The organism is Micromonospora sp. ATA51 (assembly GCF_016802855.1).
GTDB lineage: Bacteria > Actinomycetota > Actinomycetes > Mycobacteriales > Micromonosporaceae > Micromonospora > Micromonospora sicca.
Genome location: NZ_JAEVHJ010000232.1, coordinates 1 through 10,702 on the forward strand (window position 1 = coordinate 1; position 10,702 = coordinate 10,702).

Genomic DNA, 10,702 nt, shown 5'->3' on the forward strand with positions numbered 1-10,702 from the left:
GCCGCCACGCGCGCGGCGCCGCGACGGGGGAGCGGGCCGGCCGGGACCTGCGGGACGTGCGGCTGCTGGTCGGCTCCGGCGGGGTGCTGCGCCACGCGACGCCCACCGACGCCGCCGGTGTGCTGGGCGCGGTGCTGGGTGACCACGCCGGCGGGTGCCGCTGCCGCGCGCGGCCCGGCCCGTCGTCGACGTCGACTACGTCCTGGCCGCCGGTGGGCTCCTCGCCGCCGACCATCCGGCGGCGGCGCGGGCGTTGCTGCGCCGTCATCTGGACCGCTGAGAGCACCGACGGTCGTCGGATCGAGACGCGCCGACGCGACACGCCGTGTCGCAACACACGACAGGCCCGGGTGGGTTGACAGCGGGCGGGGTGCAGAACGTACCGTCTTTGAGTCCTACCACGGGAAGCGGCTGTTGTTCGCTTCGTCCCTTCGTCCGCTGGCCGAGTGACACTGATGCACCTCGTCGCGGCGGCCAGGTCCAGCGGGCGGGGGTCGGCGGGGCGGCGCGGACCGGCCGCGGTTACCGGTGTACGGGCGGGGTGAAAGGCACGGCCAGTAGACAACGGCCAGGCGGGGGCAGCCAGTCCGCGTCCGGTCGGTCCGAAGGTCGGCGCCGTTCATCCTCGTCCCACCGGCCGGGAAGGGCCTGGGAGCATCGGGGCGCGGCGCGAGCCGCGCCCCGATTTCGTTCCCCGTCTCAGACCTCCCGCCGGTACGCCTCCAGCCGGTCGGCGAGCAGCACCGGCCGGCTCAACGCGAGCAGGTGCCCGCCGGGCAGCTCGTCGGGCTCCACGCCGAGACGCTCACGCGCGAGCCGCCGCTGGAACTCCAGCGGGAAGAACCGGTCGTCGCGGCCGGACACCACCCGGGTCGGCACGTCCGGCCAGCGGCGCAGCGGATTGGGCCGGGTGAACACCGCCGGCGACTCCGACGGCCCGCCGGCGGCCAGGAGCCGCGCCGTCACCTCCTGCGGCACGTCGTGGAAGAAGTCCACCGCCAGGTCCACATCGGCGTCCGGGTCGCGGCCCTGCGCGGCCGCGTATGCGGCGCGGGCCGGCGCGTGGCCGGTGGCCGCCCACCAGTCGCCCGCGGTCTCCCCGGGCGCGGGGATCATCGGGTTGACCAGCACCAGCAGCCGCACCGCCGGATGGTCGGCGACCAGCGGCGCGGTGAACGCGCCCAGCGACTGCGCCACCAGCGTCACGTCCCGGTGGCCGTCGACCGCGGCGCGGACCGTGTCGGCGTACTCGGGCAGGGCGGCGTGTTCGTCGGCGGCGGGCAGGTCCACCGCCACCGCCTCCCGGCCCCGGCGGCGCAGCTCGTCGACGAGCAGCCGCCAGTAGTCGCCGCTGCCACCGGCACCGGGAATCAGCACGTACGTCATCGTCGCCCCCGTGGTCGCATGTGGCACAGGATGCCAGCCGGGTCCGACAGGTGCGGGCGGGAACGCGCCAGGGTCAGCGGGCGGCGGGGCGGGCGCGGACGTGCAGCCGCTCGCCCTGCGGGCCGAACAGGGTGAGCAGTTCCGCGGGCTGCGAATCCGGGTTGGCGACCGCGTGCGGCAGGCGGGTGTCGAACTCGGCGACCTCGCCGGGGGTCAGCAGCAGGTCGTGTTCGGCCAGCAGCAGGCGGACCGGCCGGACAGCACGTACAGCCACTCGTGGCCCTCGTGGGTCTGCTGTCGCGGCTCGGCGGGGGTGTGCGGCGGCAGGATCTGCTTGAACGCCTGCAGGCCGCCCGGGCGGCGGGTCAGCGGCAGGAACGTGATGCCGTGGCGGACGATCGGGCGCGGGTGCACCCGCGGGTCGCCGGTGGCCGGCGCGCCCACCAACTCGTCCAGCGGCACCTGATGGGCGCGGGCGAGGGGCAGCAGCAGCTCCAGGGTGGGCCGGCGGCCACCGGACTCCAACCGGGACAGGGTGCTGACCGAGATGCCGGTGGTCTCCGCGAGCTGGGCCAGGGTGACGCCGCGCCGGGTGCGCAGGGCCCGCAGCCGGGGACCCACCGCCGCCAGCACCGCCGACTCCTCGTTTGCCATAACAGCAACATTACTTGCCGCCGAGCCGGGTCGGGCGCACGGTGGGCACCGACAACAGCGACGGAGGCGACGATGAACGACAGATACGACGTGGTGGTGGTCGGCGGTGGGCCGCCGGGCTCGCCGGGGCGCTGGCCCTGGCCCGGGCGCGGCGGTCCGTGCTCGTGATCGACGCGGGGCAGCCCCGCAACGCGCCGGCCGGGCAGGTGCACAACTTCCTCGGCCACGACGGCACGCCGCCGGCCGACCTGCTCGCCGCCGGCCGCGACGAGGTCACCCGGTACGGCGGCGAGATCGTCGCCGGGACGGCCGAGGACGCGACGCGCGACGGCGACGGGTTCCTGGTGACCCTGCACGACGGGCGGGACGTGCGGGCCCGGCGGCTGCTGGTCACCACCGGGCTGGTCGACGAACTGCCCGACGTGCCCGGGCTGGCCGGGCGGTGGGGACGCGACGTGCTGCACTGCCCGTACTGCCACGGCTGGGAGGTCCGGGACCGGCGGATCGGGGTGCTGGCCACCGGGCCCCTCGCGGCGCACCAGGCGCAGCTGTGGCGGCAGTGGAGCCCGCACGTGACGCTGCTGCTGCACGACGTCCCGGAGCCGGACGCGGAGGAGGCCGAGCGGCTGGCGGCGCGCGGGATCGCCGTCGTCGACGGCCCGGTCGCCGCGCTGGAGGTGACCGGCGACGCGCTCACCGGGGTGCGGCTGACCTCCGGCGAGGTCGTCGCGCTCGACGCCGTGGTGGTGGCCGCCCGGGCCACCGCGCGGGCGGGCGTGCTGCGGTCGCTCGGGCTGGCCCCGGCCGACGTGGAGATGGCCGGTCACGTCGTCGGCGCGCAGATCCCCGCCGACCCGACCGGCGCCACCGCCGTGCCCGGCGTGTGGGTGGCGGGCAACGTCGCCGACGTACCGCGCGCAGGTGGTCACGGCCGCCGGGGCCGGGCTGACCGCCGGCGCGGCCATCAACGCCGACCTGGTCGCCGAGGAGACCGACGACGCCGTCGCCGGCTACCGGCGTGACCTGAGCACGATGTTCGAGCGGGCCGCCTGGGAGGAGCGCTACCAGGCCCGGCCGGCGGTGTGGAGCGGGCGGCCCAACCCGCAACTGGTGGCCGAGGCCACCGCCCTGGCTCCGGGGCGGGCGCTGGAGGTCGGCTGCGGCGAGGGCGCCGACGCCGTCTGGCTCGCGCAGCGGGGCTGGCAGGTCACCGCGGTCGACATCGCCGACACCGCCCTGCGGCGGGCCGCCGCGCACGCCGAAGCGGCCGGCGAGCCGGTTGCCGCGCGGATCACCTGGACGCAGGCCGACCTGCGGGAACAGCCGCCGGCCGGCCGGTACGACCTGGTGTCGGCGCAGTACATGCACCTGCCCGGCGACGCGCGACGGCAGCTGTTCGCGCGGCTGGCCGCCGCGGTCGCCCGGGGCGGCACCCTGCTGATCGTCGGGCACCACCCGTCCGACCTGCGGACCACCGCACACCGGATGCACTTCCCCGACATGATGTACACCGCCGAGGAGGTCGCCGCCGACCTCGACCCCGACGTGTGGCAGGTGTGTGCGGCCGAGGCCCGGCCGCGGGCCGCGGTGGACCACGACGGACGCGACATCACCATCCACGACGCCGTGCTGGTGGCACGCCGCAGCTGAACCCGGCGGCCACCTGCCGCTGCCCGCGCCCACCGAAGCCCCCGTCGACGCCACGCCGGTCTGGTCATACCAGGTATCCTGCCTGGTATGACCAGACCGGTGAGGAAGCTGTCGATCTCCGTTCCACCGGACGTCGCCGAGCGCCTGGAGCGTGAGCCCAACGCCAGCGCCTACCTGGTGGAGGCCGCCCGTGCGCTCATGCGTCGGGAGGCGCTGACCGCCGAACTGGCGCACCAGGGCATCCAGGTCACCGAGGACGGTGTGGCCCGGGCGAGGGCGGCACGCGCCGCGGTGGACGCGGCGTGGCCGCCCGAGCGCTACCAGGCGGTGCGCGAGCGGGTCCGCCACGCGGTCGACAACGAGGTCACCGGCTCCTCGCAGGCGCCGGCCGCGTGACGGCGTACGACGCGCCGCCGGTGCGGCTGATGCTGGACCGGTCCGCGCTGCTGGCCTACCTGGCCGGTTCGGTGCACGTGGGGGAGCCGCTGCACGAGGTGATCGCCGACGGGGTGCGGTTCGGCGTGACCGCCGTGACCGCCGCCGAGACCCTCGCCGTCGTCGACGACCCGAAGGACCGGGCGGCGCTGCACCGGCTGCTCGGTCTGGACGCGTGCGCCATGCTGCCGACTCCCGCCGGGTCGTGGCAGGAACTGGCCTACTGGCGGGGCTTCACCGGCCGCGTGGACCTGGCCACCACGGTGCTGGCCTGCCTGGAGCACGACGCCCCGATCCTGACCGGGGAGCCGCGGTACGGCGACGGGGACCTGCCGGTGATCCCACTGCCCGACTAGGCAGGCCACCGCACCGGCATCGGACGGCGCCGGCCGGGTAGCCTTCGGCCCGTGATCGTGGTGAGGTGCCGGTGACGATGCTCGACCGGGAAGAGGCGCGTGCCACCGCCGGGGTACGCGACGGCGGGACCGGACGTCCGCTCCCGTTGAAGGTGGCCGTGCCGCTGGCGCTCGTGGCCGGACTGGCGCTGCTGGCCGCGTTCCCCCCGTACGGGGTGTGGCCGCTGGCGCCGGTCGGCGTGGCGCTGCTGGCCGCGGCCGCGCACCGGCGGCGGCTGCGCGCCGGCGCCGGGCTGGGCTTCCTCACCGGGGTGGCGCTGTTCGCGCCGCTGCTGGAATGGACGAACCTGCACACCGGCTACCTGCCGTGGGTGCTGCTGTCCCTGCTGCAGGCCGGCTACCTGGCGCTGCTCGGCGCGGCCACCGCCTGGGTGACCCCGCTGGCCGAGCGGTGGCGGTGGGCGTGGCCGGCGCTGACCGGGCTGCTGTGGGTGGGGCAGGAGGCGCTGCGGGACCGCACCCCCTTCGGTGGGTTCCCGTGGGGGCGGTTGGCGTTCAGCCAGGACTCCTCGCCGCTGCTGCCGCTGGCCGCGCTCGGCGGGGCCCCGCTGGTGACCTTCGCGGTGGCGCTGGCCGGCGGGCTGCTGGTCGCCGTCGCCTGGCGGCCGTGGCAGCACCAGGCCGGTCAGTGGCGGCCGGTGGCCGGGCTGCTCGCCGCGCTGGCCGTCGTCCTCGGCGCCGGGTCGGCGGTGCCCGTCGGCGTACGCGGCGGCGGCGACAGCGTCACCGTGGCCATCGTGCAGGGCAACGTGCCCCGGCTCGGGCTGGACTTCAACGCCCAACGCCAGGCCGTGCTCAACAACCACGTCGACGCCACGCTGACCCTCGCCGCGCAGGTCGCCGCCGGGGCGCAGCCCCGACCGGACCTGGTGGTCTGGCCGGAGAACTCAAGCGACATCGACCCGCTGCGCAACCCCGGCGCCGGGGACCGCATCTCCCAGGCCGCCGACGCCATCGGCGCGCCGATCCTGGTCGGCGCGGTGCTGCTCGGCCCGGGCGAAGGGCAGGTCCGCAACGCCGGCCTGCTGTGGCGGCCCGGCAGCGGAGCCGACCTCGATCAGCTCTACACCAAGCGGCACCCGGTGCCGTTCGCCGAGTACGTGCCGCTGCGTTCCATCGCCCGGGCGGTCAGCTCCGAGGTCGACCGGGTCCGCTCCGACTTCGTCGCGGGCACCCACCCCGGCGTGCTCGACGCCGGGCCGGCGGTGCTCGGCGACGTGATCTGCTTCGAGGTCGCCTACGACGGCATCGTCCGGGACACCGTCACCGGCGGCGCGCAGCTGCTGGTGGTGCAGACCAACAACGCCACCTTCGACGTGGCCGAGGCCCGCCAGCAGTTGGCCATGGTGCGGCTGCGGGCGGTCGAGCACGGCCGGGCCGCGCTGATGGCCTCCACGGTCGGAGTGTCCGGGTTCGTTACCCCGGACGGGCGGGTAACCGGTGCCACCGGATTCAACACCGCGGCGGTGGTGGTCCGGCAGATGCAGCTCGGGGACGGTCGTACGCCGGCCACCCGGGCGGGAGTGTGGCCGGAGGTGGCGCTCGCGGCGCTCGCCGTCGCGGCCCTGGCCGGCGCGGCGGTGCTGCGCCGCCGCCGGGAGGCGCCCCCGACTAGGACGACTGGGCCGGTACGCGCGGAAGGGCGGTAACGCGGTGGTCGAGGCAGCCGAGAGGCGGACGGTCGGCCATCCCGGGGTGGGACGGGTCCTCGTGGTCATCCCCACCTACAACGAGGCCGACAACGTCACCCGGATCGTCGCCCGGGTACGCGAGGCCGCGCCCGCGGTGGAGATCCTCGTCGCCGACGACAACAGCCCCGACGGCACCGGCGCGATCGCCGACGCCCTCGCCCGGACCGACCCGCAGGTGCACGTGCTGCACCGGCAGAGCAAGGAAGGGCTCGGCGCGGCCTACCTGGCCGGGTTCGCGTGGGCCCGCAGCCGCGAGTACGACGCGGTGGTGGAGATGGACGCCGACGGCTCGCACGCCCCGGAGGACCTGCCGGCGCTGCTGGACGCCGCCCGCGACGCCGAAGTGGTGATCGGCTCCCGGTGGACGCCCGGAGCGCAGGTGCTGAACTGGCCGCTGCGCCGGCTGCTGCTGTCGCGCTGCGGCAACCTGTACGCGCGGCTGGCGCTGGGCATGCCGGTGGCCGACGCCACCGGCGGCTACCGGGTGTACCGGTCGACGGCCCTCGACGCGATCGACCTGGAGTCGGTCAGCTCGCAGGGGTACGCCTTCCAGGTGGAGCTGTCCCGGCTGGCGCACCGCGCCGGGGTGCGGATCGTCGAGGTGCCGATCACCTTCGCCGAGCGGGAGCACGGCGACAGCAAGATGAGCCCGCTGATCGTGGCCGAGGCGCTGTGGCGGATCACCGGGTGGGCGCTGCAGGACCGGCGCACGGCGGTGCGGCGGGGCCTGCACGGCACCCCCGACGGTCAGGTCCGGTGGCCCTGAGCGGCGCCGTGTCATGCTGGACAGGGCGGATGTCCGACCCGCCCCAGGCAGATGAGGTGACATGCGCCGAGGACTGAGATTCGTACCGCCGGCCCTGCTGCTGCTCGCGGTGCTGGAGCTGACGGTGTTCGTCCTGGTGGGCCGGGGGATCGGGTTCGGTTCCGCGGTGCTGCTGGTGTTCGCGGCGTCCCTGCTCGGGCTGGTGCTGCTGCGCCGGGAGGGGATGCGCGCGTGGCGGGGCTTCCGGGCCGCCGTGGAGTCGCGTCAACCGCCGGGACCGCAGGTGACCGACGGGCTGGTGGGGCTGCTGGGTGCGTTGCTGCTGGCCACCCCCGGGCTGGTCAGCGGCGTGGTCGGGCTGTTGCTGCTGGTCCCGCCGCTGCGTCGACTCGCCCGGGTCGGTGTGCAGCGTGCCGCCGAGCGCCGGGTGTCGTCGATGGTCGCCGGTGACCTGTTCGGCCCGCGTCGGGTCCGGGTGCGGCGCGGCGCCCCGCAGCCGGCGCCCACGCCGACCGCCCCGCAGCAGCCGGTGACGGACCCCGGGCGGGCCATCGAGGGCGAGATCATCGAGCCCGGCCGGCCCTGAACGAGACGGCGAAGCGCCCCCGGGAAGAACCTTCCCGGGGGCGCTTCGGTCGTACGTGGTGCGCTCAGGCGCGGCCGCGGCGGGTGCGGACCTCCTGGAGTCGCTCGGCCAGGATGTCCTCCAGCTCGGCGATGGAGCGCCGCTCCAGCAGCATGTCCCAGTGGGTACGCGGCGGCTTGGCCTTCTTCTGCTCCGGCTCGGTGCCGTCGACGAGCCGGGCGACGCTGCCGTCGAACTTGCACTCCCAGGTCGTCGGGACCTCAGCGTCGACGGCGAACGGCACCTCGAACTGGTGGCCCTTGGCGCACAGGTACTCGCGGGTCTGACGCGGCGCGAGCTCGGTGTTGCGGTCGGATTCGTAGCTCACCGCGCCCAGGCGGCTTCCGCGCAGCATACGCTCGCCCATGATCGACTTCCCCTCGTTCGTGGTGCTGGTCTTCTCGTGTAACGGTCCGTCGCCACCGGGGCATTCCCGCCCAGGTGGGTGATCCGGCCCCGGGACCCCTGCAAGGGTAACCGGCCATGACCTGAGCCCGGCGGGGTCGTCCCCGGCCGGGTTGAAACGGTGGAGTGTTTTCGCTGTCACCGGGGATGTTAGCCGCCCCAGGTGTGCCGGAGGTGACGATGACCAGTGACGCGCCGGTCGACGCCCGACCGCCCGGCGGGAAGACCTTCTTCGGTCACCCGCGGGCGCTGTCGACTCTGTTCCTCACCGAGATGTGGGAGCGGTTCAGTTTCTACGGCATGCGCGCGATCCTGGTGCTCTACCTCACCGCCGCGGTGGCCGACGACGGGCTGGCCATCCGGGAGTCCACCGCCAACGCCGTCTACGGCACCTAACAACGCGATGGTCTACCTGATGGCGCTGCCCGGCGGCTGGGTCGCCGACCGCCTCATCGGGGCCCGGCGCAGCGTGCTGTGGGGCGGCGTGGTCATCGCCGCCGGCCACTACGTGATGGCGATCCCCGCCCGGTGGAGCGTCTTCGCCGGCATGGCGCTGATCGTGCTCGGCACCGGGCTGCTCAAACCCAACATCTCGACCATGGTGGGCGCCCTGTACGACCGGGACTCCACGCGCCGCGACGCCGGCTTCTCCATCTTCTACATGGGCATCAACCTGGGCGCGTTCATCGCGCCGCTGGTCACCGGCTTCCTCGGCGAGAAGATCAACTGGCACCTGGGCTTCGGCGCCGCCGCGATCGGCATGACCTTCGGTGTGCTGCAGTACGTCCTGGGCCGGCGCAACCTCGGCGAGGCCGGCGCCCGGCCCGCCGACCCGCTGCTCGGCGCGGACCGCCGCCGCGCGCTGACCCGCATCGCCGTCGTCACCGTCGCGGTGCTGCTGGTGCTCGCCGTCCTCGCCCTGTTCGGGCTCTTCACCGTCAACACCGTGGTGAACCTGCTCACCGTCGTCACGGTGCTGGTGACCATCGGCTACTTCGCCCGGATCCTCACCGACGGGGAGATCAGCGGGACCGAGCGCAGCCGGATGAAGGCATACCTGTGGCTGTTCGTCTTCGCCGCGGCGTTCTGGCTGATCTACGACCAGGCGGGCTCGGTGCTGAACATCTTCGCCGCCGACAAGACCGACCGGGACGTCCTCGGGTTCACCTTCCCCGCATCCTGGCTCCAGTCGGTCAACCCGATCCTGATCATCATCGGCGCGCCGCTGGCCGCCTGGCTGTGGCTGCGCCTCGGGCACCGGGTCTCCACGCCGATGAAGTTCGCCGTCGGCCTGGTCCTCAACGGGCTGTCGTTCGTGCTGATGGCCGCGGCCGCCCAGGCCGCCGTCGGCGGTGACCTGGTCTCCCCGTGGTGGCTGGTGGCCGTGTACGCCATCCAGGTCGCCGGTGAGCTGGCGCTGAGCCCGGTGGGCCTGTCGGCCACCACCAAGCTCGCCCCGGTGAAGTACGCCAGCCAGATGATGGGCCTGTGGTTCCTCGCCACCGCCGTCGGCGACGCCATCGGTGGCCAGGTGGCCCGGCTGGCCGAGACGTGGCCAGAGCCTACGTACTTCCTCACCTTCGGGCTGGCGTCGGTGGTGCTCGGGCTCGGCGCGGTGATGTTCGCCCGGCACATCCGGCAGCTGATGGCCGGCATCCACTGACCGGCCCCGCCGTCACACCGCCGGGGTCGGCGGCAGCGGCAGCGGCAGCGGCAGCCCGGGCAGCCCGTCGATGCTGCTGGCGACGTGTTCCTTCCCGGCGAAGTACCCGCTCAGCGAGGCGTCGTCCTCGCGGGCGAAGCGCCTGCCGTGCAGGTCCCGGTCGGCGTCGTAGGTCATCAGCGGAACCGCGTAGCCGCAGGTGTCGCGGATCAGCTCGGCACGCACCAGGATGATCGCGCGCAGGCCGTGCACGCTCGTGTCGATGTCCGGGAAGAACCGGACCAGGTCCACCCAGCGGGGATCGTCGCGGAACACCGGCTCGCCGCGGCCGTGCACCCGCACGATGTTCGGCGGGCCGGAGAACGCGCACCACATCAGCGTGATCCGGCCGTTCTCCCGCAGGTGGGCGATGGTCTCCGCATTGGAGCCGGCGAAGTCCAGGTAGGCGACCGTCCGGTCGTCGACGACGGCGAAGGAGCCGCGCAACCCCTTGGGGGAGAGGTTGACCGTGCCGTCGCCGGACAGCGGCGCGGTGGCGGTGAAGAACATCGGCTGCTCCTCGATGAAGGTGCGCAGCCGACCGTCGATGCGTTCGTACGTCTTTCCCACCTCGGCATCATCGCCGCCAACGGGGTCGTGCCGCTGTCCCGTCCCAGCCTGCGGTGACGTGCCGGCGGTCACTTCCCGGGCCGGTGGCGACGCGTGCCCGAGAGATCGCGGGGACGGGTGTCAGGCGTTGTCCGGTTGGCGGGAGCTGAGCCGGGCCAGGGCGCCGGCGAGGTCGCTGACCTGGTCGGCGAGCTGCGCGGCCCGCCGCTGGGCCAGGTCCCGGTCGCCTCGACGGAGCGCAGCCGTACCGTCAGCTCGGCCAGCCGGGCCTCGACGGACGCGGCGGCTTCCCGTGCGGCGGCCAGTTCGGCCGTCAGGCCGTCCCGCTCGGCCGTGCGGCCCGCCAGTTCCGCGCGGGCGGCGGTGGCCGTCGCGACGGCCTCCTGCCGGGCGCCTCGGCCC

General features: G+C 74.6%; 11 protein-coding genes and 4 pseudogenes. 10 read left to right on the forward strand and 5 right to left on the reverse strand.

Going from position 1 to position 10,702, the window contains the following annotated elements; all coding sequences use genetic code 11:
- A pseudogene (locus JNW87_RS27410) lies at nucleotides 1–280 on the forward strand (glutamate mutase L); the annotation flags it as partial.
- A gap of 419 nt (nucleotides 281–699) precedes the next feature.
- On the opposite strand, the gene JNW87_RS27415 reads toward JNW87_RS27410, so the two are convergent.
- Nucleotides 700–1,386: an alpha/beta fold hydrolase gene (locus JNW87_RS27415; RefSeq protein ID WP_109804571.1), complete on the reverse strand. Its 687-nt coding sequence runs from the start codon at nucleotides 1,384–1,386 to the stop codon at nucleotides 700–702.
- Between the two features lie 73 nt (nucleotides 1,387–1,459).
- Nucleotides 1,460–2,040: pseudogene (locus JNW87_RS27420) on the reverse strand (helix-turn-helix domain-containing protein).
- A 41-nt stretch (nucleotides 2,041–2,081) separates the two neighbouring features.
- Here JNW87_RS27420 and JNW87_RS27425 point away from each other — a divergent pair.
- The 7 genes and pseudogenes from JNW87_RS27425 (at nucleotide 2,082) to JNW87_RS27455 (ending at nucleotide 7,584) form a co-directional block, all read left to right on the forward strand.
- A complete protein-coding gene (locus tag JNW87_RS27425; RefSeq protein ID WP_238454668.1) occupies nucleotides 2,082–3,062 on the forward strand; it encodes an NAD(P)/FAD-dependent oxidoreductase in 981 nt (326 codons plus the stop codon).
- Nucleotides 2,962–3,690, forward strand: coding sequence for a cyclopropane-fatty-acyl-phospholipid synthase family protein (locus JNW87_RS27430; RefSeq protein ID WP_238454669.1), 729 nt, complete (start codon nucleotides 2,962–2,964; stop codon nucleotides 3,688–3,690). Before JNW87_RS27425 ends, JNW87_RS27430 begins: the two co-directional genes overlap by 101 nt.
- A gap of 87 nt (nucleotides 3,691–3,777) precedes the next feature.
- Nucleotides 3,778–4,086, forward strand: coding sequence for a hypothetical protein (locus JNW87_RS27435; protein ID WP_109804568.1), 309 nt, complete (start codon nucleotides 3,778–3,780; stop codon nucleotides 4,084–4,086).
- A gap of 29 nt (nucleotides 4,087–4,115) precedes the next feature.
- Nucleotides 4,116–4,481 (forward strand): hypothetical protein, encoded by a 366-nt coding sequence (locus JNW87_RS27440; protein WP_255544407.1) that lies wholly within the window; start codon nucleotides 4,116–4,118, stop codon nucleotides 4,479–4,481.
- Nucleotides 4,482–4,499: 18 nt separating this feature from the next.
- Nucleotides 4,500–6,190 (forward strand): annotated as a pseudogene (gene lnt, locus JNW87_RS27445) (apolipoprotein N-acyltransferase).
- 4 nt (nucleotides 6,191–6,194) lie between these two features.
- Nucleotides 6,195–6,998: a polyprenol monophosphomannose synthase gene (locus JNW87_RS27450; protein WP_109804566.1), complete on the forward strand. Its 804-nt coding sequence runs from the start codon at nucleotides 6,195–6,197 to the stop codon at nucleotides 6,996–6,998.
- Nucleotides 6,999–7,059: 61 nt separating this feature from the next.
- Nucleotides 7,060–7,584: an FxsA family protein gene (locus JNW87_RS27455; RefSeq protein ID WP_109804565.1), complete on the forward strand. Its 525-nt coding sequence runs from the start codon at nucleotides 7,060–7,062 to the stop codon at nucleotides 7,582–7,584.
- Between the two features lie 64 nt (nucleotides 7,585–7,648).
- On the opposite strand, the gene JNW87_RS27460 is transcribed toward JNW87_RS27455, so the two are convergent.
- Complete coding sequence (locus tag JNW87_RS27460; RefSeq protein WP_007070998.1) at nucleotides 7,649–7,990, reverse strand: RNA polymerase-binding protein RbpA; 342 nt, start codon at nucleotides 7,988–7,990, stop codon at nucleotides 7,649–7,651.
- A 218-nt stretch (nucleotides 7,991–8,208) separates the two neighbouring features.
- Here JNW87_RS27460 and JNW87_RS27465 point away from each other — a divergent pair, with 218 nt between their 5' ends.
- Complete coding sequence (locus JNW87_RS27465) at nucleotides 8,209–8,424, forward strand: hypothetical protein (protein WP_238454671.1); 216 nt, start codon at nucleotides 8,209–8,211, stop codon at nucleotides 8,422–8,424.
- 7 nt (nucleotides 8,425–8,431) lie between these two features.
- Nucleotides 8,432–9,691: a peptide MFS transporter gene (locus JNW87_RS27470; protein ID WP_238454672.1), complete on the forward strand. Its 1,260-nt coding sequence runs from the start codon at nucleotides 8,432–8,434 to the stop codon at nucleotides 9,689–9,691.
- Between the two features lie 12 nt (nucleotides 9,692–9,703).
- Here the strand turns inward: JNW87_RS27470 and JNW87_RS27475 are convergent, their stop codons facing one another.
- Both JNW87_RS27475 and JNW87_RS27480 read right to left on the reverse strand, forming a co-directional pair.
- Entirely contained in the window at nucleotides 9,704–10,300 is a 597-nt protein-coding gene (locus JNW87_RS27475; protein WP_109804564.1) for a pyridoxamine 5'-phosphate oxidase family protein, read from the reverse strand.
- 68 nt (nucleotides 10,301–10,368) lie between these two features.
- Nucleotides 10,369–10,702: pseudogene (locus JNW87_RS27480) on the reverse strand (hypothetical protein); the annotation flags it as partial.

Coding starts and splice junctions, on each gene's coding strand:
- JNW87_RS27465 (WP_238454671.1), top strand. CDS start 8,209: ATGACCAGTGACGCGCCGGTCGACGCCCGACCGCCCGGCGGGAAGACC.
- JNW87_RS27455 (WP_109804565.1), top strand. CDS start 7,060: ATGCGCCGAGGACTGAGATTCGTACCGCCGGCCCTGCTGCTGCTCGCG.
- JNW87_RS27440 (WP_255544407.1), top strand. CDS start 4,116: ATGCTGGACCGGTCCGCGCTGCTGGCCTACCTGGCCGGTTCGGTGCAC.
- JNW87_RS27460 (WP_007070998.1), bottom strand. CDS start 7,990: ATGGGCGAGCGTATGCTGCGCGGAAGCCGCCTGGGCGCGGTGAGCTAC.
- JNW87_RS27470 (WP_238454672.1), top strand. CDS start 8,432: ATGGTCTACCTGATGGCGCTGCCCGGCGGCTGGGTCGCCGACCGCCTC.
- JNW87_RS27415 (WP_109804571.1), bottom strand. CDS start 1,386: ATGACGTACGTGCTGATTCCCGGTGCCGGTGGCAGCGGCGACTACTGG.
- JNW87_RS27435 (WP_109804568.1), top strand. CDS start 3,778: ATGACCAGACCGGTGAGGAAGCTGTCGATCTCCGTTCCACCGGACGTC.